The 22470-nt window shown below is 71.7% G+C and carries 22 protein-coding genes and 1 pseudogene; 7 read left to right on the top strand and 16 right to left on the bottom strand.

What is annotated here, in order from left to right; all coding sequences use genetic code 11:
• Window positions 1-48: 48 nt before the first annotated feature.
• From ASF35_RS17945 to ASF35_RS17615, 11 genes and pseudogenes are all read right to left on the bottom strand, one after another.
• Window positions 49-555 (bottom strand): hypothetical protein, encoded by a 507-nt coding sequence (locus ASF35_RS17945; RefSeq protein WP_055962931.1) that lies wholly within the window; start codon window positions 553-555, stop codon window positions 49-51.
• A complete protein-coding gene (locus ASF35_RS03640) occupies window positions 552-1166 on the bottom strand; it encodes a hypothetical protein (protein WP_055962929.1) in 615 nt (204 codons plus the stop codon). The genes ASF35_RS17945 and ASF35_RS03640 overlap by 4 nt, the downstream gene beginning before the upstream one ends.
• Window positions 1163-2353 (bottom strand): MlaD family protein, encoded by a 1191-nt coding sequence (locus tag ASF35_RS03635; RefSeq protein WP_055962926.1) that lies wholly within the window; start codon window positions 2351-2353, stop codon window positions 1163-1165. The genes ASF35_RS03640 and ASF35_RS03635 overlap by 4 nt, the downstream gene beginning before the upstream one ends.
• A complete protein-coding gene (locus ASF35_RS03630; protein WP_082495350.1) occupies window positions 2353-3651 on the bottom strand; it encodes an MCE family protein in 1299 nt (432 codons plus the stop codon). The genes ASF35_RS03635 and ASF35_RS03630 overlap by 1 nt, the downstream gene beginning before the upstream one ends.
• Before the next feature lie 11 nt (window positions 3652-3662).
• The gene (locus tag ASF35_RS03625; protein WP_055962922.1) at window positions 3663-4664 is read right to left on the bottom strand and encodes an MCE family protein; all 1002 of its coding nucleotides are present in this window, start codon (window positions 4662-4664) and stop codon (window positions 3663-3665) included.
• A complete protein-coding gene (locus ASF35_RS03620; RefSeq protein ID WP_055962918.1) occupies window positions 4661-5698 on the bottom strand; it encodes an MCE family protein in 1038 nt (345 codons plus the stop codon). The genes ASF35_RS03625 and ASF35_RS03620 overlap by 4 nt, the downstream gene beginning before the upstream one ends.
• A complete protein-coding gene (locus tag ASF35_RS03615) occupies window positions 5695-6708 on the bottom strand; it encodes an MCE family protein (protein WP_055962914.1) in 1014 nt (337 codons plus the stop codon). The genes ASF35_RS03620 and ASF35_RS03615 overlap by 4 nt, the downstream gene beginning before the upstream one ends.
• Window positions 6705-8006, bottom strand: a complete 1302-nt coding sequence (locus tag ASF35_RS03610) for an MCE family protein (RefSeq protein ID WP_156367945.1) — start codon at window positions 8004-8006, stop codon at window positions 6705-6707. Before ASF35_RS03610 ends, ASF35_RS03615 begins: the two co-directional genes overlap by 4 nt.
• Entirely contained in the window at window positions 8003-8911 is a 909-nt protein-coding gene (locus ASF35_RS03605) for an ABC transporter permease (protein WP_082480360.1), read from the bottom strand. Before ASF35_RS03605 ends, ASF35_RS03610 begins: the two co-directional genes overlap by 4 nt.
• Before the next feature lies 1 nt (window position 8912).
• Window positions 8913-9662, bottom strand: a complete 750-nt coding sequence (locus tag ASF35_RS17620) for an ABC transporter permease (RefSeq protein ID WP_082480430.1) — start codon at window positions 9660-9662, stop codon at window positions 8913-8915.
• A gap of 414 nt (window positions 9663-10076) precedes the next feature.
• Window positions 10077-10673: pseudogene (locus ASF35_RS17615) on the bottom strand (ABC transporter ATP-binding protein); the annotation flags it as partial.
• A 304-nt stretch (window positions 10674-10977) separates the two neighbouring features.
• Between ASF35_RS17615 and ASF35_RS17940 the strand changes: the two are divergent.
• From ASF35_RS17940 to ASF35_RS03585, 3 genes are all read left to right on the top strand, one after another.
• Window positions 10978-11307 carry a hypothetical protein gene (locus tag ASF35_RS17940; protein ID WP_055962905.1) on the top strand — a complete coding sequence of 110 codons (330 nt, stop codon included), beginning with the start codon at window positions 10978-10980 and terminating at the stop codon, window positions 11305-11307.
• 69 nt (window positions 11308-11376) lie between these two features.
• Window positions 11377-11589, top strand: a complete 213-nt coding sequence (locus ASF35_RS03590) for a helix-turn-helix domain-containing protein (RefSeq protein WP_055962904.1) — start codon at window positions 11377-11379, stop codon at window positions 11587-11589.
• 168 nt (window positions 11590-11757) lie between these two features.
• The gene (locus tag ASF35_RS03585; RefSeq protein WP_082495348.1) at window positions 11758-13005 is read left to right on the top strand and encodes a helix-turn-helix domain-containing protein; all 1248 of its coding nucleotides are present in this window, start codon (window positions 11758-11760) and stop codon (window positions 13003-13005) included.
• Between the two features lie 154 nt (window positions 13006-13159).
• Here the strand turns inward: ASF35_RS03585 and ASF35_RS03580 are convergent, their stop codons facing one another.
• The 3 genes from ASF35_RS03580 to ASF35_RS03570 all read right to left on the bottom strand — a co-directional run bounded on the left by ASF35_RS03580 (window position 13160) and on the right by ASF35_RS03570 (window position 15275).
• Entirely contained in the window at window positions 13160-13801 is a 642-nt protein-coding gene (locus ASF35_RS03580; protein WP_056579670.1) for a hypothetical protein, read from the bottom strand.
• Window positions 13802-13876: 75 nt separating this feature from the next.
• The gene (locus tag ASF35_RS03575) at window positions 13877-14512 is read right to left on the bottom strand and encodes a hypothetical protein (protein WP_055962894.1); all 636 of its coding nucleotides are present in this window, start codon (window positions 14510-14512) and stop codon (window positions 13877-13879) included.
• A gap of 127 nt (window positions 14513-14639) precedes the next feature.
• Window positions 14640-15275, bottom strand: coding sequence for a hypothetical protein (locus ASF35_RS03570; protein ID WP_055962884.1), 636 nt, complete (start codon window positions 15273-15275; stop codon window positions 14640-14642).
• A 201-nt stretch (window positions 15276-15476) separates the two neighbouring features.
• On the opposite strand from ASF35_RS03570, the gene ASF35_RS03565 reads away from it, so the two are divergent.
• The 4 genes from ASF35_RS03565 to ASF35_RS03550 all read left to right on the top strand — a co-directional run bounded on the left by ASF35_RS03565 (window position 15477) and on the right by ASF35_RS03550 (window position 20906).
• Window positions 15477-16679, top strand: a complete 1203-nt coding sequence (locus ASF35_RS03565; RefSeq protein WP_162239299.1) for a hypothetical protein — start codon at window positions 15477-15479, stop codon at window positions 16677-16679.
• A 380-nt stretch (window positions 16680-17059) separates the two neighbouring features.
• Entirely contained in the window at window positions 17060-18247 is a 1188-nt protein-coding gene (locus ASF35_RS03560) for a helix-turn-helix domain-containing protein (RefSeq protein ID WP_055962864.1), read from the top strand.
• Window positions 18244-19671 (top strand): HAD family hydrolase, encoded by a 1428-nt coding sequence (locus ASF35_RS03555; protein ID WP_055962861.1) that lies wholly within the window; start codon window positions 18244-18246, stop codon window positions 19669-19671. The genes ASF35_RS03560 and ASF35_RS03555 overlap by 4 nt, the downstream gene beginning before the upstream one ends.
• Before the next feature lie 200 nt (window positions 19672-19871).
• Entirely contained in the window at window positions 19872-20906 is a 1035-nt protein-coding gene (locus ASF35_RS03550; RefSeq protein ID WP_156367944.1) for a helix-turn-helix domain-containing protein, read from the top strand.
• 9 nt (window positions 20907-20915) lie between these two features.
• On the opposite strand, the gene ASF35_RS03545 is transcribed toward ASF35_RS03550, so the two are convergent.
• Both ASF35_RS03545 and dnaJ read right to left on the bottom strand, forming a co-directional pair.
• Window positions 20916-21311 carry a heat shock protein transcriptional repressor HspR gene (locus tag ASF35_RS03545; RefSeq protein WP_055962855.1) on the bottom strand — a complete coding sequence of 132 codons (396 nt, stop codon included), beginning with the start codon at window positions 21309-21311 and terminating at the stop codon, window positions 20916-20918.
• Entirely contained in the window at window positions 21308-22468 is a 1161-nt protein-coding gene (dnaJ, locus tag ASF35_RS03540; protein ID WP_055962852.1) for a molecular chaperone DnaJ, read from the bottom strand. Before dnaJ ends, ASF35_RS03545 begins: the two co-directional genes overlap by 4 nt.
• Between the last annotated feature and the right edge of the window lie 2 nt (window positions 22469-22470).

Below are 22470 nucleotides of genomic sequence, written 5' to 3'. Positions count from 1 at the left end.
CTCGGACCGCTCAGTCTGCCGCACCCGGTCCTGGGCGATGCTCCCGGTTCAGAGGGGGCGCAGGCTGGTGACCTGCCAGGACCCGGAGTCCGACCTCTTCGCCGTGACGGCGAGCTGGGCGGCCGACACGTTCGCCTGGTCCTCGCCGGCCCGACGGCTCGACTGGTCGACGTAGACGAGCAGGCTCGCCCGGTCCCCCTCGAGCTCGGTGACCCCGGCGGCGCTGACCTTGGCGGTGAGCACCAGCTTCTGCCCCGGCGCCTGCTTCTGCAGGGCGGCGAAGAGCGTCGCGTACTCGCTGCGCGCCTTGCCCGCGAGCATGGTCCTCGCCGACTCCTCCGTCGGCGTCGGGTCGGCGTGGTCGTAGGTGAGCACCCGCTCGAGCGCGACCGCGACCTGCGACTGGACCTCCGTCGTGCCCTTCTCGTCGACGAGGGCGGCGTTGTCCCCCGCCGGGCCCGACGTCAGGTCGACGTACTGCCACCACCCGACACCGCCCGCCACGAGCGCGAGGACGGCCACGGCGACCACGACGATCCGCTGTGCGCCCCTCATGAGACGTCCACCGCGAGCTGCTGGAGGTCGCTGACCTTCCACGTGCCGCCGGAGCGCTGGAGCGTGGCGGTGAAGCGGTTGCGCTTGACGACCGGCTCGGCGTCGACGTCCGCGCCGTCGCGGACGGTGGTCTCGACCGACGCGATGACCTCGGCGGTGGCACCGTCGACGTCGAGCACCGCTGCCTCCACCACGCGACCCTTCGAGATCTTGCGCTGGTCGGCGAGCAGCTCGCGGTCCTTGGCGTCCAGCCCGGCGAACTGGTCGTGGAGCGTGCCGGTGGTGACGGCCTTCCAGCCGTCGAGGCCGGCCTGGACGTCGCGGTAGTCGAGGCTGTTGAGGGTGGCGACGTCGCTCGTGGTCGCGATCAGCACCGCGTCCCGCGTGCGCGCCAGCTGCAGGTCCTCGCTGTGCGCGGCGGTCCACCACGCCACCGACCCGCTCAGCGCGACGACCAGGCCCAGCGCCACCAGCACCCAGCCGAGGACCCACGGCTCCCGCTTCTGCGCCCCCGGTGCCGGCGGGCCGGCCTCGTCCGGTGGCACGGCGTCGTCCGTCATCGACTGCTCCCCCACGTCCTCGCGCTCGGCGAGCGCGTCCTTCGTGCTCATCGTGCACCACCCATCAGGTCGGACAGCGAGTCGGCCATGCGGACGTCGGCCGTGACGGCCGGGCCGTCGGGTGCGGTCGCCACCGACGCCTGGCGTCGGGGCGTGCCCTTCGGTCCGCGGACGTTGGAAGCCTTCGCCGACGAGCGGCACCCGGCCTGCAGGTTGAACGAGGAGCCACCCGACGTCTGCGACCCGGGCCGCGGCGTGGTGCCCCCGTAGCCGGTGGTGCACGGCAGCGGCGAGAAGTACGACTGCGAGAGCGCGAGGTTGATCCCCCGCGCGCCGGTGACCGTCCATCCGATGCTGAACGCCTTGGGCGCGGTCACCAGCGCGTCCTGGACGCCCCCGGCGTTGATGCCGAACACCTGCGCGGGGGTCACCAGGTTGGCGAGCACGACTCCGAGCGGTCGGCCGACCTCCTGGAACAGCACGTCGATCTCGCGAGCCGCGGCGGGCGTGTTGTCGATGAGCCGACGCAGGTCCCCGTCGGAGGACTCGAGCGTGGAGGCGATGGTGGCGAGGTCCGCGCTGAACGAGCGGATGCTCTGCGACGACGCCTCCTGCGTGCGGAGCACCCGGTCGGAGTTCTCGATCAGGCCCCGCGTGGCGACGAAGTTCCGGTCGGCCGCCGCCTGGAACTCCTGCGAGCTCTCCAGCAGCGAGCCGAAGTCGAGCGCGACGCCCTGGGAGGCCTCGTAGCCCTCGTCGATCACCGACGTGAGCGCCTTTTCGGGCACGGAGGACACGAACTTCTCCCCGGACCGCAGCACCCGGTCGATGCCCGGAGGCTGGGACTCCTCGCCCGCCGACAGCCGGTCGCCGTCCGCCAGGGCGGCTCCCCCGGTGGTCCCGCCCTGCAGGTCCACGTACTGCTCGCCGATGGCGGAGCGGTTGACGACCTTGGGCGCGGCGTCGGCCGGGATGCGCGGGGCGTCGCCGTCGATGGACATCGTGATGCGCACGCCCTCGTCGGTGGCCTCGAGGCTGTCGACGCGGCCGACGGGCACTCCTCGGTAGGTGACCTGGCCGTTCTCGAAGGCGCCTCCGGCGGAGGGCAGGGCCGCCGTCACGGTGAAGCCGGTGGAGAACGGGTTGATGCCCACGTACGTGGCGCCGAGGTAGGAGGTGGCGACCAGCCCGAGGACCACGAAGGCCACGATCTGGGCTCTGATGCGTCCGGTCAGCATCACTGCTCACCCTCTCGAGGAGTCGTGGTCGGATCGACCGAGGGCGACGGGGAGGGCGACGGGCTCGGCGAGCCGTCGGGGGTGGGCACCGTGGCGCTCGGCACGGGGATCGTCGGTGCGGGTGACCCCGGGGCCGGGGAGGACGTGGGCGGCAGCAGGCTCGGCGGCACGTCCTGCTCGTCCTCGGCCGCCTCGAGCCGCTCCTCCAGCAACGCCTTCGGATCGAGTCCCTTGCGACGCGCGCCGCTCATCGGGTCGTCCGGGTAGTTCGGGTCCTGGACCTGCGCCCAGGCGCACCCCGCCGCCTCGCAGCCCGCGGGCAGGGTCCGGAAGTTCGTCTCGATGAAGGCGTTCACGTAGTCGCCCTCGATGGCCCCCATGACCGAGTCCGGGAAGGGGTACGTCAGCAGGATCTCGAGCGACTCCGGGAGGTCGCGCCCGGCACGCGCCAGGTTCTCGAGGATCGGGTCGAGCGCCTTCAGGTCGGCGACGATGTCGTCCTGGGAGGCGTCCAGCGTCTTGACCGTCACCGTCGAGAGCCGGTCGAGGGCCGACAGCATGGCCACGAGGTCCTCGCGCTGGTCGACGAGCACCTGCATGCCGGGTGACAGTCCCTCGAGGGCCGAGACGATCTTGTCCTGGTCGGCCTCCAGGTTCTCCGACAACCGGGCGAGCCCGTCGATGGCCGCGGTGATCGACTCCTTGCGGTCGTCGAGCGTGGTGACGAACGTGTCCATCTCCCGGAGGAACCCCCTGATCTCCTCCGGGCGACCCGTCGACACCTCCTGCAGCTCGCGGGAGATCTCCTGGAACTGGCCGATGCCGCCACCGTTGAGCACCATCGACAGCGACCCGAGCACCTGCTCGACCTCCGCCGCCTGGGACGTGTCGGCCAGACCGAGCCGGGTTCCGTCGGCGATCGGCCGACCGGCCTGCGGCGTCTGCGGCCGGACCAGGGCGACGTACTTCTCGCCCAGCAGCGACGTCTGCTGCAGACGGGCGACCGTGCCGGCCGGCAGCTGCGCGTCCCGGTTGACGAGCAGGGTCACCCGCGCGCTCCGTCCGTCCGGGTTGAGCCGGATGCGGTCGACGCGGCCGACCGCCACGTCGTCGACCTTGACGCTGGACTGGGGCACGAGGTCGAGCACGTCGTCGAAGTCGGCCGTGATGCGGATCGGCTTGGAGCCGACGTCGGCGCCGCCGGGCAGGGGCGTGTCGTAGACCCCGCCGCCGAGCACGCCGCAGCCGGACAGCGCGGCGAGACCGGCCACCACTGCGGCCACCAGCAGGCGCCTCATCGGCCCGCCCCTCATCGGTTCACCTCCGGGAGCAGGGCGGGCGCGTCGCCGCCGTCCTTCCAGATCGAGGCCTCGTTGAGGTTGCCGCGACCGGTGAGCGCCTTGAGGTCCGGGTCGTACGCCCGCAGGAAGTTCTGCAGGACGAGCGGGACCAGCCGGACGGTCTCCTCCAACGCCTCGCGCTGGTTGACGAGCACCCGGGTCGGACCCTGCAGGTTCTCGACGCTGGTCCTCAGCGCGCCGCGGTTGTCGCGGATGAAGTCGTCGACCAGGGCGAGCGCCTCACCGAGGTTGTCGATCGCTCCTGCCAGGTCCCCGCTGCTGTCGGCCAGGTAGTCGTTGACCTCGGCGAACTGCCGGTTCACGTCGGCCACGGCGTCGTCGTTCTCCACGAGCATGTCGTTGAACTCCCTGACGTTCGAGATCGTGGCGAACAGGTCGTCGCTGGAGTCCGCGAGGGTTCCCGAGGCGTCGCCGAAGTCGCCGATCAGCTGGTTGATCTTGACGCCCTGGCCCCGCAGGTTGCGGTCGGCCACGTCGAGGAAGCGCGACAGCGCGCCGTCGCGGTTGGCGCCGTCGGGACCGAGCTTCTCGCTCACGTCGGTGAGGCTCGCGTAGAGGTCGTCGATCTCGACCGGCACCGCGGTGCGCTCCATCGGCAGCACGGCGCCGTCCTCCAGCGTCGGGCCGCTCGTGTGCGGCTTCGTCAGCTGCACGAAGCGGTCGGACACCAGCGTCGGCGCGACGATGACCGCGGCCGTGTCGGCGGCCGCGGCCTGGCCCGGGTCGAGGCGCATGGTCACGGTCACGCCGGCGGGGCCGGGCGCGACGTCGGTGACCGTGCCGACCGGCACGCCGAGCATCTGCACGTCGGAGCCGGCGTAGAGACCCACGCTGGACTCGAACACGGCCTGCACGGTCGTGCGGTCGCGCGCAGCGGTCGCGCGCCAGCCGACGACCGCCACGACGGCGAGAGCGGCCACGAGGGCGATGACGAGGCTCCGGCGTCTCACTGGCCCCCTCCCTTCTTCGGTGCGCAGTCACGGGCCACGTCGTTGCGCAGCTCGGGTGCGCCGCTGGCATCGAACAGTCCGCAGATGTAGGCGTCGACCCACGGACCGTTGCCGGTCGCCGACGCGAGCGTGCGGTAGTACGGACCGAGGCGCCGCAGGGAGGCCTCGAGCTTGCTCTGGTTGGCCTGGAGGATCTCGGCCACGTCGTCGAGCTTGGCGAGGGCCGGCCGCAGCTGCTCCTCGTTGTCGCGCACCAGGCCGGTGAGCTGGGTGCCCAGCCGCTCGGTGCCGTCGAGCAGCGCCTGCACCGTCTCGCGACGGGACGCGAGCTCCTCGAGCAGGCTGCTGCCGTCCTGCAGGAGCTTCGCGAACTCGGCGTTGCGGTCCTTGAGGGTGCCGCTGACCTCACGCGTGGAGGCCAGCAGCGCGGCGAGCTCGTCGTCGCGCTTGGCCACGACGCGCGAGAGGTCGGTCAGCCCGGCGACGGACTCGCGCACCGCCTTCGGCGTGTCCTCGAAGGTGTCGGACAGGACGTCGAGGCTGGTCTCGAGCTGGGCGGTGTCGATCTCGCCGATCGTGTCGGAGAGGTCGGAGAACGCCGCGTTGACGTCGTACGGCGTGCTCGTGCGCTGCAACGGGATGGGCCCGTCGATCTCGCCGGCCCCGAGCGGGTCGACGGCCAGGAACTTCTGACCCAGCGTGGTCTTGACCTTGATGGCCGCCCGCGACTGCGGTCCGACCCGAACGTCCTTGGCCCGGAAGGTCACGACCACCGTGTCGCCGTCGAGCTCCAGCCCCGTCACCTCGCCGACCTTGACCCCGGCCACGCGGACCTCGTTGCCCGGCTTGAGCCCACCGGCCTCGGCGAACTGCGCCTGGTAGGTGCTCCCGCCGCCGATGATCGGCAGGGCCTGGGCGTTGAAGGCGAGCAGGAAGACGATCGCCATGGTCAGCAGCCCGACGACGGCGATCACGACGCGGTTGCGCTCCGCGAACGCCGTCGGGAAGCGGGGAGCCTTGCGTGTCCGGGTCATGCGGTGCACCTCTTCGCGACGGGCTGGGCACCGAGGTCGCCGAAGTAGCCCTCGGGACGCGGGATGACACCCGTGATCTCGCACTCGTAGAAGTTGATCCAGGACCCGTAGGACGCCGTGCGTCCGATGCGGTCGAGCTTGCCCGGCAGGGTGTCGAAGAAGCGGTTCAGCACGTCCTCGGCGTCCGCCAGCTCTCCGGACAGCGAGCCGAGCGAGGCGATGGAGTCCTTGAGCGGTCGGCGCCCCTCCTCCAGGAGGTCGGCGACGCTGCTCGTGAGCCGGCCCATGCCGTCGAGGGTGTCGCCGATGGTCTCGCGGTCCTCGGCGAGACCCGAGACGAGCTGCTGCAGCGTGATGATGGTCCGGTCGAGCTCGTCGGACCGCCCGTTCACCGTGGTGAGCACCGACGTGAGGTTGTCGATCAGCTCGCCGATGACCTGGTCCTTCTCGGCCAGGGTCGACGTGAGGCTGGCCGTGCTGGAGAGCAGCCCCTCGACGGTGGCGCCCTCGCCCTGGAACACGGCGATGATCTGCCCGCTGAGGGCGTTGACGTCCTTCGGGTCGAGGAACTGCATGAGCGGCTGGAAGCCGTTGAACAGCATGGTCAGGTCGAGGGCCGGCCGCGTCTCCTCCAGGCCGAACGTGTGACCGGTCGGCAGCGTGTCGGTGTCCGCGACCTCCGGCGGCTCGAGCGAGATGTACCGCTGGCCGACGAGGTTGCGGAAGCGCAGCTGGGCGGTGGTCCCACGGGGCAGCCGCACGGCGTCCTGCACGGTGAACTCGACCCCGGCCACGCGGTTGTCGTGCACGGCCACCTCGGTCACCGTGCCGACCTTCACCCCGGCCATGCGGATGTCGTCGCCGCGGTTCAGGCTCGTGGCGTCGGAGAACAGCGCCGTGTAGCTGCTCGACGAGCCGGGCGTCGAGTTGCGGATGGTCCCGGCCAGCGCCACGGTCGCGAGCACGGTGACGACCGTGAACACCAGGCTCTTGAGGACGAGCGTCTTCATCGCAGCTCCACCTTCGTGCCGCGCAGCGTCGGACCGACGAGCAGGCTCGCCCAGCGCGGGTAGTCCTGGGGGCTCATGCCCTGGCTCGGCGCGACCAGCTCGGCGATCAGCTGGTTCTCGGCCGGCGAGTTCGCCTCGCCCAGGCCCGCCGACGCCACCGCGGACCCGCGCGGGTCGTAGGCGGGCGGCTGGATCGCCTCGGGCTCGGACCTCGTGGTCGCGGACGACGCCCGCGCGGTGGCTCCCGTGGGGACGTAGGGGCACGACGGCTTGCCACCGCCGCTGAACGACGGGGTGTCGCGCCCGGGCCGGTAGCCGCTGCGCGGCGGGCTGACGTTCAGCACCACCTTCAGACCGGGCTGGTCCGTGCCCTTGCCGAGCACCCGGTCCATCCGCGGGATGAACTGCCGGGCCGACCGCAGCAGGCACGGGAACGTGCGCGCGTAGGGCGCCGCGGCCTCGAGCGCCTTGCGACTGTCCTCGGCCAGGATCTCGATGGTGCTCGTGTTGCCGGCCACCCAGCCCCGGCTCTCGTCGGCCGACGCGATGACCCGCTCGTACACCTCGGTGAGCGCCTGGCCCTTGGCCACCAGGGTGCCCGAGGTGGTCGTCAGGTCGTCGAGTGCCGTGAGCAGGTCGGGAGCGGCGTCGGCATAGGTCTCGGCCACGGTGCCGAGCCGGTCGAGGTCCTCGGCCAGCAGCGGCACGCTGGGCTGGAGCCGCTGCACGTACTCGCCCCACGCCTGGAGCGTGTCGCCCAGCTCGCCGCCGCGGCCGCGCAGCATCGTCGCGAGCTCGTTGAGGGTGGACTGCAGCTTCTCGGGCTGGATGGACTGCAGCAGCGGGAGCAGCTCGTCGAGCACCTTCTGCAGCTCGATCGCCTCCGCCGACGCGTCCTGCTCGATGACCGCACCCGCCTGCAGGTGGCCGCCGGCCGGGGCCGTGGTCTGCAGCTCGACGTAGCGCTCGCCGAACAACGTCTTGGGCAGCAGCCGGCCGGTGGTGTCGGGCGCCAGCCGCTCCAGGACCTCGGGCTGGAGCGCGAGCGTGAGGACGGCGCCGTCGTCGGCCGTGGTGATCTTCGAGACCTCGCCCACCGGGACGCCGTGCAGCTTCACGTCCGATCCCTTCTGCAGGGCGTTGCCGACCGCGTCGGTGCGCAGCTCGACGTCGGAGCGCGGCACGAACGCCCTGTTGTAGGCGAGCACCGCGCCCCCGACGAGCGCCACGACGACGAGCCCGTAGCCCAGGCCGAGCAGCACGTCGACCCAGCGCGGAGCGCCTCGGCGCGCGCTCATCCGGCGATCCGCACGGTCGTGGTGGTGCCCCACAGGGCCATCGACAGCACGAGGTCGAGCACCGCGACGGTGACGATGCTGCGGCGCACCGCCGTGCCGACCGCGATGCCGACGCCGGCGGGCCCGCCCTGCGCCATGAACCCGAGCCGGCAGTGGATGAGGATGATGAGGACGGCGAAGACCAGCACCTTGGCGAACGACAGCAGGATGTCGATCGGCGGCAGGAACAGCGAGAAGTAGTGGTCGTACGTGCCGGCCGACTGCCCGTACAGGTGGACGGTGACCATCCGGGCGCCGAAGTACGACGTGAGCAGGCCGATCACGTACAGCGGGATGATCGCGACGAAGCCGGCGACCACGCGGGTGGTGACGAGGTAGGGCACGCTCGGCACCGCCATGACCGTGAGGGCGTCGACCTCCTCGTTGATCTTCATGGCACCCAGCTGCGCCGTGAAGCCCGAGCCGACCGTGGCCGACAGCGCGAGCGCGGCCACGAGCGGCGCGATCTCGCGGGTGTTGAAGTAGGCGGAGATGAAGCCGTTCAGGGCCGACGTGCCGATCTGGTCGAGGGCCGCGTAGCCCTGCATGCCGACCACGCTGCCGACGAAGAGCGTCATGCCGAGCATCACGCCGATGGTGCCGCCGATGACCGCGAGCGCCCCCGAGCCGAAGCTGACCTCCGACAGCAGCCGGAGGATGTCGCGCGGGTAGCGCCGGACGGTGGCCGGGATCCAGGCCAGCACGCGGCCGTAGAAGCGCAGCTCGGCGCCGGCCGCGGCGACGGCGTCGATCGGCCGGTCCCACCAGCGGGCGGGTCGGTCGTCGATGCCGAGCTCCTCGGGCGTCGGCTCGGGCCGGGGCGTGCGCCCTCCGGCTCCGGGCCCCTGGGGCGGTGCGACCGTCATGTCAGGCTCCCTTGCCCGGGACGAGCTGCAGGTACAGCGTGGTGATCACGAAGTTGACGAAGAACAGCAGCAGGAACGTGATGACCACCGACTGGTTCACCGAGTCGCCCACGCCCTTCGGACCGGGAGCGGTGTTGAGCCCCCGGTGGCAGGCCACGATGCCGGCGATGAAGCCGAACACCACGGCCTTGAGCTCGCCGACCCACAGGTCGGAGATCTGCGCCAGCGCGGTGAAGCTGGACAGGTAGGCGCCGGGCGTGCCGCCCTGCACCATGACGTTGAAGACGTAGCCGCCGACGACGCCGACGACCGACACCAGGCCGTTGAGCAGGATCGCGGCGCCGATGCAAGCGAGCACGCGCGGCACCACGAGGCGTTGCACGGGGTTCACGCCGATCACCCGCATCGCGTCGATCTCGTCGCGGATGCGGCGCGAGCCGAGGTCGGCGCAGATGGCTGCACCACCCGCCCCGGCGATCACGAGGCTCGTGACGATCGGAGCCGCCTGCTGGACGACCGCGAGCACGCTCGCCGCACCCGTGAACGACTGGGCACCGACCTGCACCGTGAGCGTGCCGAGCTGGAGGGCGATGACCGCCCCGAACGGGATGGCGACGAGGATCGCGGGGATCCACGAGACGCTCACGACGAACCAGAACTGCTCGAGCGCCTCGCGCGCGGCGAAGGGCCGGCGGAACGTGGCGCGGGTGGTGTCGAGGGCGAGGGCGAAGACGTCGCCGGTGGCGGTCAGCGACCGCGCGACGGCACCCGACGTCGGGTTCGGCGGGACTCGGTGGGTGTCGTCGTCGTCGGCCACGTAGAGCGGTGCGTTGCCCGCGCTGACCCGCTCACGGTGGCGCACGGAGCTGGGTCGAGCACCCCCCGAGCGGGGCTCGAGCTGGCGGGGCAGCACCTCGATCGCGCGGGCTCCGCCGTGGCGCAGGGGGCCACCCGCGCCGTAGTCCACGGGCTCGTCGAAGAGGTCGATCGTGCGGTGGTCGTTCTCCTCGCTCATGCCGATCGGACCCTCTGGGTCGCCGCTCATGAACTGGCTGACGACCGGGTGGTCGGTGAGCAGGAACTCCTCGCGCGGACCGAACATGACGAGCTCGCGGCGGTAGAGCATGCCGAGGTTGTCGGGCAGCGTGCGCGCCAGCTCGATGTTGTGGGTGACCACGAGCATCGTGGCGTCGGTGGCGGTGTTCACGTCGACGAGCAGCTGGGCGAGGTTGGAGGTGCGCACCGGGTCGAGGCCGGAGTCGGGCTCGTCGATGAGGATGATCTCGGGGTCGGTCACGAGCGCGCGGGCCAGGCCGGCACGCTTCTTCATGCCGCCGGAGATCTCGCCGGGCACCTTGTGCTCGGTACCGAGCAGGCCCACCATGTCGAGCCGGTCGAGGACGACCTGGCGGATCTCCTCCTCGCTCATGCGGGTGTGCTCGCGCAGCGGGAAGGCGACGTTGTCGTACACGTTCATCGAGCCGAAGAGCGCACCGTCCTGGAACAGCACGCCGAACTTCTTGCGCAGCTCGAGGCGGTGGGCCTCCTTGACCGACACCATGTCGACGCCGTCGATCAGCACCTCGCCGCGCTCGGGGTCCACGATGCCCATGAGGGACTTGAGGAAGACGGACTTGCCGGTTCCCGAGGGGCCGAGCAGCGCGGTGATCTCCCCCGGCGGCAACGTGAGGGTGACGTCGTGCCAGATGTTCTGGCGCCCGAAGGACTTCGTCAGTCCCCGCACCTCGACGCTTCCGCCCATGCTCTTCGCCCCTCCGTCGTCCTGCAGGCCCGACGCATCCTGGGTGCGTCACGACCGTGGCCGACCGTAGGTGTGTCGCAGGCCACGCCGCCAGGCCCAGGTCCACAGAGCGTGCCTGCCGGTCATTTCTTGTCAGCCGCGTGACAACTTTCGGCGGGCCCGCGCCGCGGCGGCCCGCGAGACGTCGCACCGCTACCGATGAGTCGCACCCTGGAGCCGGACACGAGCGCACGACCCATGTCCGGAGCGCGCCCTAGCGTGGGCTGGACACCCCTTTCCGGGCGCAACGACGAAGGGACCCTGCATGGACGGTGACCACGCCCGACCCCGCTGGCTGCACGAGCCGTGCCCGTCCTGGTGCACCTCGACGCACCGGGAGGACGACGCACCGGAGGATCGTCACCACGAGGGCACGCCCCACTACCTGCCCGTCGTGATCGGCGTGCGGGAGCAGGGCAGTGCCCGACCGCGTCCGAAGACCACCGACCTGCTGGTCGTGCGCACCCGTCGCTGCGGGGAGCCCGAGGAGTGGGTCTTCGTCGGCGAGCCCGACCAGCAGCGTCAGCACCTGGTGCTCGCCCCGGACAGTGCGCGACGGGTCGCGACGGCGCTCCAGGCCCAGCTCGACCGGTGACCGGAGGGACCGCCGGATGCTACTCATCGGTCTGTCGACCGATGAGTCGCACTGCGCAACGCTGCACGCGTGAGCCAGCCACTGCAGCAGATCCTCGGCCAGCGCCTGCGCCGGCACCGTGAGTCCCTCGGCCTGAGCCAGGAGAAGTTCGCCGAGCAGCTCGGCTACCACCGCACCTACCTCGGATCGGTCGAGCGCGGCGAGCGGAACCTGACGCTCGTCAGCCTCGAGCACCTGGCCGCGCGCCTCGACGTCGACCCGTTGGACCTGCTGCGCCCCTGACCGGCTCCCCGACCCGCGCAGGAAGTTGTTACCCGCGTCACAAGTTCCCGATCGATTCCATGGCGGCGGTCCGTCGAGCCTGGACTCCACGCGACGCCTGCTCCTTGACTGTGCTCGAGGGAACGTCCGCGCGGCCTCGGGCTCGCGGCACGAGCAAGGGGGAGACACATGACTGCAGTGGCACACGAGCGCGACGCCCGTCCGACGGAGTCCGGCCGGGAGCGCCAACTGCTGCGGGAGGTCCTGGGCCTTCCGCAGATCGACGCCGCGGTCGTGGCCGGCTACCGACCGCGCTCGGTGGAGCTGACCCGACGCATCGTCAGCCGCATCCGGGAGGAGGTCGCGGGGTTCTCGGCCGACGCCGATCCCGTGATCCACAAGGGCATCGACGAGGCGATCACCCGCGCGGTGGCCGTCTTCGTCGACACCGTCGCCGGAGCGCCCACCTACGGCACCGAGATCTACACCTTCTACCGCTGGCTCGGCAGCTACCAGGCCGCGGCCGGCCTCAACCTCGACGCCATGCGGGCCGCGCACCACATCGCCACGCAGGAGTCGTGGACGGACGTGCGCCTCGCCGCGACCGCGCTCGGCCAGTCGGCCGAGGTCGTGGGGGCGCTCGGCGACGGCCTCATCGCCTACCAGACGGCGCTGTTCGAGCACGCGTTCACCGGCTTCGTGGAGACGAGGGCCCGCGCGACCCAAGTCCGGGAGCAGGGCCGTGCCGCCATGCTGGTGGCACTGCTGGACGGCACGGGACCGGCGGGGCTGCGCGAGGTCGCCGGCCGATGTTCGTGGGTGCTGCCTGAGCGCATCGTCGTCGCCGTGACCACGCACGACCAGGCCTCGACGTCGATGGTCTCGGCCTGCCAGGAGGCGCTGTCCGGCGTCCACCAGGACCGCCTGATCGTGGTGGCCGACCCCGAGACGACCACCCGTCTGGCCCGTCACCTCGCGGGACGCACGGGCACCGACGTCGCCCTGTCGTGGCCGGTCGACCCGAGCGAGGTGCACCGCGCGGTGCGGTGGACCAGCCGCGGGCTGTCGCTGCTGCAGGACGGCGTGATCGAGGCCCCGGAGGACCACGTGCTCGACTGCGAGCTGCACCAGTCCCGGTTGTGCGAGCACGCCGACCCGGCGCTGCGTCGGCTCGCGGACGAGAAGGTGCTGGCGCCCCTGCTGGCCCAGTCGCCCAAGCGCCGGGTGGCCCTGGCCGAGACGATGCTGCTGTGGCTGCAGACCCGCGACAGTGCTCCCGCCCTCGCGGCGCGGCTCGGTGTGCACGACCAGACGGTCCGGCACCGCCTGCGCCGGCTGCACGCGCTCTTCGGCTCGCGCCTGGACGAGCCGACCCAGACCCTCGCCCTGCTGTCGGCCCTGGAGTCGAGCATCGTGGCGTGGCGGCGCGCGGTGTAGCTGCCGAGTGCATCTCCAGCGCGCGAGGTGGCGCGAGCCCCGGAGGCTGTCGTCTCGGCAGATCGGATGGCGTTCCCGGGCTCGCGCCACCTTCATGATACCGATCGGTAGCGGCCTGGGAAGGGCTTCGTCCCCAGGCCGCCCCGCGTCCTCGTCAGCTGATGTTGATCGCACCGTCGGGTGAGGTGAGCTGGAGGCTCATCCTCAGGTTCATCGCCTGCCCGTTCTGCACTTGACCGAGACATCCTCGGACCTTGGAGACCGTCAGGTTCCCGGTGAACCCGGTCTCCTCGATGGCGAGCCGCTGTGTCGCCTCGTCGAGCACAGCTGTTGCGGAACCGGTGACCGTGAAGTCGCAGATCGCATTCGACGAGACGATGGTGAGATCGTCGAGATGGCCCCGCACCTGGTCGGTGGTGCTGGACGAAGCGGGCCCGGTCACGTGCAGTGTCGCCGGCGCAGCGGACGCCGTGGGCAGACTGCCACCGGGCCACCCGCAACCCTGGAACGACATGGCTCGAACAGTGAGGACGTCGGTGACGCCGGCACCACCCTGCACGTCGGAGACCGGGCTCGACGGGATCTTCGCGCTGCTGCAGCTCCAGGTGAAGAACGGCGATTCCCACCGGACGGACTGCGTCATCGTCGCGGTGACCGGGTGGAGGGCCTGGGCACTGGTGCCGCCGACGGCGACCGTCACGCTGTTCCCGGTCGCTCCGGCCGGGCCGACGCCGACGGCCAGGCACAGGGCTGCGGCGGTGCCGGCGAGGAGCCGGCGCACAGTGGTGTTCCTCATGGTTCTCCTTCGATGCGTTGACGATGCACGTCGGCCCCGCGCCCAGGGGGACGCGGGGCCGACGAGGTCAGGGCGTCACTCCGCGACGACGCCGTTCGTCACGGTGATGTCGACGGTGTTGCCGGAACCGGGCACGAGGCTGTTGATCAGCGGCGTGTTGATGCCGCAGTTCTCGAACTTGCCGATCGTGTAGGTGCCGACGAGCTCACCGCCGTTGATGAGGTCGAAGCCCTCGTCCGGACGCGTGCCGACCGGGATGGACACGGGCGCCTTCGTCTTGCACTTGCTGCCCGCGAAGGTCGGGAACCCCGCGACCTTGATGTCCGACAGCTTCACGTAGTAGGTCGCCGTGGAGCTCACCTGGGCCTGCGTCTGGGTCAGGTTGATGTGACCGGTGAGCGGGGCCGCCTCGATGAAGTCGACCTTGGCCTTCACCGGGAGGAAGCCGGCGATCTTGAACTCCGTCGACGTGCCCGGCAGCGGAAGCGACCCGGTGAAGTCACCGGTGTCGATGTCGAGGTCCGTGCGCAGGGTGGTGGGGCCGAGGGCGACGTCGGAGTTCGTCTTGGCGATGTGGGAGGTGCCCTGGGCGTCGTAGGTGATGGTGACGATGGTGGCCGCGTGGGCCGCGACGGGGACGAGCGCGACGGCGGCGCCGGCAGCGGCCACGGCGGCGCGCTTGCGCCAGCGGGGCGCGAGGGTGATGGACATGGGTGCTCCTTGAGGGCTGGTGGTGCGAGGGGTGGTCGTTCGGGTGAGGTCAGGGACGGGTGGGGCCGAGCGTGGGCTCGGCCCCACCCGTGATGGCCCGCCGTGTGGTGCAGCAGGCCGGGACGCGTCAGCTGACGTTGATCGCGCCGTCGGGCGACGTCACGTCGAACGTGCCCGTGAAGTTGGCCGCCTGGCCGTTCTGGACCTGCCCGAGGCAGCCGACCACGTTCGACACGCGGAGGTTGCCGGTGAAGCCCGTCTCGCTGACCTGCAGACGCTGCGTCGACTCGCTGAACGTGCCGTTGGCCTTGCCGGTCACCGTGAAGCGGCAGACGGCGTTGGCGACGTTGGCCGTGATGTTGTCCACGTGGCCGGCGACGACGTCGGAGGTGCCGGACGTGGCCGCGCCCGTCCCGTGCAGCTTCCACGAGCCCACCGTCGTGACCGCGAGCGAGCCACCCGGGCCCGTGCAGCCGACGAAGTTGATCTTGTTGATCGCGGCGATGTCGACGATGCCGGTGCCGCTCGCGACGGTCGAGACCGGCGAGGTCGGCACGTTCGCGCTCGTGCAGCCCATGGACAGCGTCGGGACCGCGAAGCTGAGGCTCCCGGACGACGCTGCCGTGATGGTGTGCGTGCCGGCCGCGGAGCTGCCGCCGACACCGACCGTGTAGGAGCTGCCGGTGGCGAGGGCCGGGCCGGCGGCGACGACACCCGCGAGGGCGACGACTGCTCCGCCGAGTGCTGCGTGCTTGATCTTCATGATGGTTCCTTCCGATCTGCCGATGGATGTGTGACCGCGGTCACCGTCCAAGTAGGCCCACGGAAGTCACCCTCCAGACAAGCGGGGAAGCCCGCCCGAGCCGAGATGCTGGCCGCGATTGTCACCCACGTGACAATTTCCCGACCCGAGTGACGACGGGGGAGGCACGTGCCACCACCCAGTCGCGGCAGGGCACGGCCCGTGGCCGTTGTCACGCAAGTGACAAATTTGACCTCACCATCGCTCTCCCGCGCGATCGACGTTGCTTTTCGGGGCTCGGCTTGTGACGGTGCTCGCATGAAGACCCCTCTGCGCCGACGCCGCGAGCTGACCGCCCTGCTCACGGTCGCTCTCGCTCTCGTCGCCTCGATCGTCGGTGTCGCCTCCGCCGACGAGAGGACAGGGATCTACCCAGGACTTCCGTTCATCGAGTGCCCCGACGAACTGCCGCCGAGCGACTACGACCCCTGCTCGACGCCCGACTTCGCCAACCGATACGGCTGGATCAACGGCGTCAGTCTCGGGAGAACTGGTTCGCCGAAAGCGAAGCAGTGGGCACGCATCCCTCTCATGACCATGGGCAACAACATCCTCATCGGGAACAGGGTGGATGGCGAGGACAGGGAGTACACGATCGACATCCGGACCTTTCTGGTCTCTCCCAAGGGCTCGGACCGGAACTACGGTCGCTCGCCTCTCATCCCTGTTCGGACCGTCGCCTTCGGCTCCATCCCGGTCGAGGTGACCCTCCAGCTGCAGCAGCGACTGGATGCGGACGGCTACCCGGTTCCGTTCTACTTGCGGTCGGTCGAGAACGTCACGGCCGAGGACGGGGGCCGCCGCACCAAGGTCGAGCCCGCCGCGCTGGCCGCCGACGTCGACGTCCAGATTCGGTCCCTGAAGGTCGACGGGAACGACGTCGGCCTCGACGACTCCTGCGGGACGGGAACACGTTCCCGCCTGTCGGTCACGTCCAAGCCTCTCGACGTCCTCGAGGAACCCGGCTACGTCGGCCCCAGCTTCTACGGCAAGTCGTTCGACACCTTCGACCCTGCCGAAGCGTTCTACGGGCTGTACGGAGGCACACTCGAGGGTTCCATCGACATCGCTTCGCTCGAGGGCTGCTCGACGCGCAGCGGCGACGACGTCTCGCCGGTACTCACCGCGGCGCTCTCGGGGCCGGGCAACCCGGTGACGCTCCAGGTCGGATCCTTCAACTGCGTGAAGTACACCGACGACTTCTCGATGGCGCTGCCACCACAGCCTGGCGCCACGACGCCCGAGGAGATCGGGTGTGCCCAGAACTACTACGAGACACCTGACGAGTCCGTCACGAATCCACGTGTCCGCACAGTCCCACGCCCCCTCGACTTCCCCGACGAGGCGCCACGGCAAGTGGAGTGAACGACACGCCCAGAGTCGGCGGCCGTGCCTCGCCGCAGCAAATGCCCGGGCACGATCAGCACCGAGAACACATTCGACAGTGGGCCTTCGTCACCCGTGATTGTCACGAACGTGACAAGTTCAGGGCCGCACGCCACCGACACCCTCGTCGGCCCCGCTCGTCTGCGGCACAGTCACCTCGGGGGCTCGGTCCGGCGGGGACCGTGCAGGCACGACGGGAGGACAGGGCCCTGAGCACCACCACGCACCACGCCGGATCCGGGGTGCCCGGCGGTCCCGTCGTTGACGCCGACCCGGCAGCGGGGTAGAACTCGGTGCAGCCACACGAGTCATCGGATCGGGGAGCCGGCGATGGAACCTGGACCGCACGGGTCCGCGCGATGACGCTGTTCGCGGACCGTTCCACGTCCGACCTCGTCGCCGCCCACGCGCGCCGCGTGCGTCGCGTCGTCCCGACCCTCACCACCGAGATCATCGACGCCGTGTGCGAGCGCGTGCCGCAGTTCGCGCGCCCGACCAGCCGCGCCGTGGCCGCCGAGGCGGTCTCAACGGCACTGCACCGCTTCCTCGACGAGCTCGACGGCGCCCCCCACCGCGACCGGGGCGCGGACGACGTCTTCCGCTCCCTCGGGCGGCGGGAGGCCCGGGCGGAGCGGACGCTCGACGAGTTCCAGGTCGGGCTGGCCGTCGCCGTGCGCATCGGCTGGGCACGCTTCCAGGAGCTGGCCGAGGACGGGACGACGTCGGCCCTCGTCTCCGACGGGCTGCTGGCGTTCGTCGGCCACCTGCAGCGGCAGGTCGAGGCCGGGCACGAGGAGGCACGTCGACAGCGGGCCGCCGACCCGAACCGCGCCCGAGCGGCGCTGGCCGAGCAGCTGCTCACCGGGACCGTCCAGCCCGGGACCGACGAGGTCTGGCCGATCCCGGCCTCCATCGTGCTCGCCGTCGCCGAGCTCGGTGGCGAGCGTCCCGACCTGACGGTCCTGGCGCAGCGCGCCCTCCTGGTGCGTCACGACGAGACCGTCGTGGCGATGGTCGACTCCGCCGACCGCGCCTGCATGACCAGCGCCCTGGTGGACGCCGGCGTCACGCGCGTGGCCGTGGGCTGGGAGGTCGATCCCTCGGAGGTCCCGTCGGCGTTCCGGTGGGCTCGGCGTGCGCTCGACCTCGTGCGCCGCGGCGTCGTCCCCGACGCGCAGGTGGTCGACTGCCGGGAGCATCGCACCCAGATCTGGCTGCACGCCGAGCCGACCCTGCGCCAGCAGCTGGGCCAGGAGCTGCTCCGTCCCCTCTTCGCGGAGACCCCCAACTCCCGCGAGATCCTCTCCGAGACCCTGCTCGTCTGGCTCGAGACCCGCGACAGCGCGCCCGCGATCGCCGCCCGCCTCGGCGTCCACCCCCAGACCGTCCGCTACCGCTGGAAGCGCATCAACGAGCTGTTCGGCGAGGCCATGCACGACACCGAGTTCCTCGTGCAGCTCACCATGCTCCTCAAGGCCAGCGTGCCGCTGTGGAAGGCCGGCGACCAGAGCGACTTCGAGCGGTTCCGGGCGGAGGACGCGTCGTGACCGCGCACGCGGCAGCCGCCTCGTTCTCCGCGCAGGCGTCACGTCGTTGCCTGGTGCTCACGTTCGCCGTCGGCCTGGTGCTGACCGCAGGCACGGTCGGCGTCTCGATGGTCCCTGACCTGCGCTTCCAGGGCTGGCCGTGGACGCTCGTCGGGGTGGCCGCCCTCGCCTTCGTCCTGTCCGCGCCCGTGCACCAGCGGTCCCTGGCCGAGCTGGCGAGCCGGCGACCCGGGGCTGCCACGCTTGGCAGCCTCGGCCTGGTCGTCGCGCTCGTCGTCACCCTGTACGAGGCGCTGGCCGAGGAGCGGCCCACCACGGCGATCGCCGTCGTCGCCTCCGCCGCGCTGCTCAGCCTCGTGTCGCTGTGGCGAGGCGACGAGAGCATCGTGGATGCACCCGCCTGGTTCGTCCTGTCCGTCGTCGCCGCCGCCACGGTGGCCGCCGCGGTCTGGGCGGTGGTCGAGACGCCCGGTCGTGGTCTCCAGGTCGCCGCCCTCGTGCTCGTCGCCGCCGGACCGGCCGGTCTGCTCGCTGCCGGGCCAGCGGCCTTGCGGGTCGCGCGCCGCCACATGGCCCCGCACGACGTCACCTTCCCCCACCCGGCGGCGCTTCCCCAGGTGGCGGCCGCCGACGTCGCCCTCCTCGACAAGGACGGCACCGTGACCACCGGTGCCCTGCGGGTGACCTCGATCGATCCCGTGGAGCCCGACCACGAGCGCAACCTGCGCTGGTTCGCCGGCGCCCTCGAGCACGAGCAGGAGGGGCGTGTGGCACGCGCCGTCTCGCGACTCTCCGGTCGCGGTCGGGTCACCGAGCTGCAGCGCCACGGCGACGTGGGCGTGTCGGGGCGGGTCGACCGACATCCGGTGCGCGTCGGTGATCTGCCCTGGCTCGGCCTGCCGGCCCAGGGGGGCGTCTGGACCACCGTGGGCGTCGAGGTCGACGCACGCGTCCTCGGCACGCTGACCGTGGGGGACGACGTCCGGGTCGACGCCACCGAGGGCGTCCAGGCCCTGCGCGACCTCGGCCTCGAGGTCGTCCTCCGTTCCTGCGACACCGACGCGCGGACGCGCGAGGTGGCCGCGCAGGTGGGCATCGACGACGCGGCCGGCGATCTGGACGCCGACGGCCAGCGCGCCACGGTCGCCGCGTGGACGGACGACGGTCGACGGGTGCTGCACGTGAGCACCGGCTCGACCCTCACGTCCGACCTGGGTCTGGCCGACCTCGACGTCCGCCGGGTGGCGCGGGCCGTGCGGGCCGCCCGCGGCGCGGTCGGGTCGGCTCGTCGGGGTCAGTCCATCGCCCTGGCCTGGAGCGGGCTGGCCGGCGCGGTCGCGGCCGCAGGGCTGCTCGGTCCCGGTCTGGCCGGCATCGCCGCCGGCGTCGGCGTCGCCGCCACCGTGGTCGTGGCAGGCGGCTGAACCTCGACGGGTCTTGTCATGCGCGTGACAAGAATCGGCCGCGTTGGCGGCACCGGTGCCGTCGTGCGTTGACGCGGTGCATCTACCGCTGTGACGGTGCAGCCATGGCGTCGACGGGATCGGTGCGACCCTCCCTCCCGCACCACCCGTCGAGTGGCCTCCCTGACGGGGCGGGGTTGCGCGGCCGGCTGGAGAAGCTGGTGCGCAGCTCCGTCCCGCGCGCGACCGACGCGTGGGTGGACCTCGCTCTCGCCTGCGCCGACGCCTTCGTCACGCACGGCGGCGACCCGGTGACCGCCGGGCGCAGCGTCGCCGCCCGCTGCCTCCACTTCGGCGAGACCCAGGCCCAGGCCGGGATGACCGACGACGAGCTGACCGCCATCGTCCAGGCCGTCGGACGTGGCCTGCGGCGACACGTCATCCCGGCCGTGGTCCGCGAGCAGGACCTTCCCGACGTCGAGACGTTGTCGCGTGCCGTGCAGGAGCTGCTGCTGCGCATCGTCGGCCACGTCCGCCGGGGCATGCAGGCGGTGCTGCGCCTTCACGCCCTCAGCCCGGCCCACCGTCGGCGAGCCCTCACCTCGGCGCTCTTCGGCGGGTCCGACGGACCGGGCCTGCGCGGCCTGGCCATCGCCTGCGGGATCGACCCGAACGCCCGCCTGACTCCCGTCGTCGCGACGGCCTCGGGCGCGGTCCTCGACGCCGAGCTGCGCGGACACGACGACGTCCTCGCCGCCCCTCGACCCGAGGAGGCAGCCGCGCCGGCGGCGTGGTCCGACGACCGCGTCCGCACGCTCGCCGGCGCCGACATCGCCCGGGGACCGTCGGTCGACCTCGTCTCGCTGCCCGAGGCGGTCCGGCTGGCCCGCGCCACGGCCGCCGTCGCCGAGCCCGGGAGGCCAGTCACTGCGTCGGTCGACGTGCTCGCCCGGCTCGTCGTGGCGTCGTCGCCGGTGCTCGTCGACCTGCTCGTCGACCGGCGGCTGGCCGCGTTGGCGGACCTGCCCGCGTCGCGTCGGAGCTCCCTCGCGAGCACCCTGCTCACCTGGCTGGAGCACGGCCGCCCGGCCAACGAGGTCGCCCGCCTCATGGGCGTGCCGGCCCAGACGGTGCACACGCGGCTGGGCACCGCCAAGCGTCTGCTCGGCGACCCGCTCACCGACCCCGACGTCCGTCTCGAGCTGCTGATCGCGCTCCGCGCGGCCGTCCCGCGGTGGGAGCTCGAGACCCGCTGACCCGACCGCTCAGCGAGCGGGGCGGCGCCAGATCGAGATCTGAGCCTGCTGCGCCAGCACCGGCAGGTTCTGCACGGTGCCGAGCGCGTGGTGCGCCGCGGCGAGCTCGGTCTGGAGCTCGGCCACCTTCTGCTGGAGCGCCATCACCTGGTTCTCCAGGGCGATCACCCGCTTGACGCCCTCGAGGCCGAGGCCCTCGGCGCTCAGCTGGGCGACGGTGCGCAGCAGCTCGATGTCGCGCAGCGAGTAGCGGCGGCCGCCGCCCCCGGTGCGGCCGGCCTCGACGATGCCGAGCCGGTCGTAGGTGCGCAAGGTCTGCGGATGCAGGCCCGAGAGCTCTGCCGCGACGCTGATGACGAAGACCTTCGCCTCGGGTCCGGGTGGGACGAACGGGCTTCCCGTCATGAGCTGGGCACCTCCTCGAACAGGCCGTCACGCGGGGTGGCGGCGCCGCGCGCCTCACGCAGGGCCTCGACCGCCGCGCGCTGGGCGTCGTCGAGGTCGGTGGGGACCTGCACCTCGACGGTGACCAGGAGGTCGCCGCGGGTGCCGGCCTTGGTGGTCGCGCCCTTGCCCTTGGCGCGGAACGTGCGACCGGTGGGCGTGCCCTCGGGAACCTTCAGGCGCACCGGCGGACCCTCGAGCGTCGGCACGCTGATCTGGGCCCCGAGCACGGCCTCGTCGAACGTGATCGGGACCGTGATCGTCAGGTTGTCGCCCTTGCGGCCGAACATGGTGTGCGGCTCCACGTGCACGACGAGGAACAGGTCGCCGTCGGGAGCACCGCCCTCGCCACGGCCGCCCTTGCCCTTGAGCCGGATCTTCTGGCCGTCCTTCACGCCGGCCGGGACGCGCACCTGCAGGGTGCGGCTCGACGGCGCACGGCCACTGCCGCGACAGGTGGAGCACTCGTGCTCCACGACGAGACCACGGCCGCGGCACTGCGAGCACGGCTCGGTCATGGCGAACACGCCGCCCGACGCGCCGGTCTGCATGCCGCTGCCCTGGCACTTGGTGCACACCTTGGGCACGGTGCCGGGCTTGGCGCCCGTGCCGTGGCACGTGGGGCACGCCTCGTCGCTGGTCATGCGCAGCGGGAGCGTGGCGCCCTCGACCGCCTGGGCGAAGGTGATGGTGGCCTCGGTCTCGAGGTCGTCGCCCCGGCGGCCCTGCGGCTGACGACGTCGGCCGCCGCGCGACCCGCCACCGCCGAAGATGCCGCCCAGCAGGTCGCTCAGGTCGAAGTCGGCGGTGGTCCCGCCGCCGCCGTAGGTGCCTCCGGGCTGGCCGAAGCCACCGCCACCGAAGCCACCCTTGAACTGGCCGAACAGGGTGCGCTGCTCGTCGTACTGCTTGCGCTTCTCGGCGTTGGACAGCACGGCGTAGGCCTCGGAGACCTCCTTGAAGCGCTCCTCGGCGGCCTTGTTGCCGGGGTTGGAGTCGGGGTGGTTCTCGCGCGCGAGCTTGCGGTAGGCCTTCTTCACGTCGGCGGTCGACGCGTCCTTCGACACGCCCAGCGCCTTGTAGAAGTCCTTGCTCGCCCAGTCACTCGGGTTGCTCACGG

This window comes from Aeromicrobium sp. Leaf291 (assembly GCF_001423365.1).
In the GTDB taxonomy this organism is placed as follows: domain Bacteria; phylum Actinomycetota; class Actinomycetes; order Propionibacteriales; family Nocardioidaceae; genus Aeromicrobium.
The sequence above is the reverse complement of the archived record's forward strand: the minus strand, read 5'-3'. Positions and strand labels throughout refer to the sequence as shown.

What these genes read in the sequence shown, in the direction of transcription:
- ASF35_RS17945 (WP_055962931.1), bottom strand. Translation starts at nt 555, where the DNA reads ATGAGGGGCGCACAGCGGATCGTCGTGGTCGCCGTGGCCGTCCTCGCG.
- ASF35_RS03640 (WP_055962929.1), bottom strand. Translation starts at nt 1,166, where the DNA reads ATGAGCACGAAGGACGCGCTCGCCGAGCGCGAGGACGTGGGGGAGCAG.
- ASF35_RS03635 (WP_055962926.1), bottom strand. Translation starts at nt 2,353, where the DNA reads ATGCTGACCGGACGCATCAGAGCCCAGATCGTGGCCTTCGTGGTCCTC.
- ASF35_RS03630 (WP_082495350.1), bottom strand. Translation starts at nt 3,651, where the DNA reads ATGAGGCGCCTGCTGGTGGCCGCAGTGGTGGCCGGTCTCGCCGCGCTG.
- ASF35_RS03620 (WP_055962918.1), bottom strand. Translation starts at nt 5,698, where the DNA reads ATGACCCGGACACGCAAGGCTCCCCGCTTCCCGACGGCGTTCGCGGAG.
- ASF35_RS03615 (WP_055962914.1), bottom strand. Translation starts at nt 6,708, where the DNA reads ATGAAGACGCTCGTCCTCAAGAGCCTGGTGTTCACGGTCGTCACCGTG.
- ASF35_RS03610 (WP_156367945.1), bottom strand. Translation starts at nt 8,006, where the DNA reads ATGAGCGCGCGCCGAGGCGCTCCGCGCTGGGTCGACGTGCTGCTCGGC.
- ASF35_RS03605 (WP_082480360.1), bottom strand. Translation starts at nt 8,911, where the DNA reads ATGACGGTCGCACCGCCCCAGGGGCCCGGAGCCGGAGGGCGCACGCCC.
- ASF35_RS17940 (WP_055962905.1), top strand. Translation starts at nt 10,978, where the DNA reads ATGGACGGTGACCACGCCCGACCCCGCTGGCTGCACGAGCCGTGCCCG.
- ASF35_RS03585 (WP_082495348.1), top strand. Translation starts at nt 11,758, where the DNA reads ATGACTGCAGTGGCACACGAGCGCGACGCCCGTCCGACGGAGTCCGGC.
- ASF35_RS03580 (WP_056579670.1), bottom strand. Translation starts at nt 13,801, where the DNA reads ATGAGGAACACCACTGTGCGCCGGCTCCTCGCCGGCACCGCCGCAGCC.
- ASF35_RS03575 (WP_055962894.1), bottom strand. Translation starts at nt 14,512, where the DNA reads ATGTCCATCACCCTCGCGCCCCGCTGGCGCAAGCGCGCCGCCGTGGCC.
- ASF35_RS03570 (WP_055962884.1), bottom strand. Translation starts at nt 15,275, where the DNA reads ATGAAGATCAAGCACGCAGCACTCGGCGGAGCAGTCGTCGCCCTCGCG.
- ASF35_RS03560 (WP_055962864.1), top strand. Translation starts at nt 17,060, where the DNA reads ATGACGCTGTTCGCGGACCGTTCCACGTCCGACCTCGTCGCCGCCCAC.
- ASF35_RS03545 (WP_055962855.1), bottom strand. Translation starts at nt 21,311, where the DNA reads ATGACGGGAAGCCCGTTCGTCCCACCCGGACCCGAGGCGAAGGTCTTC.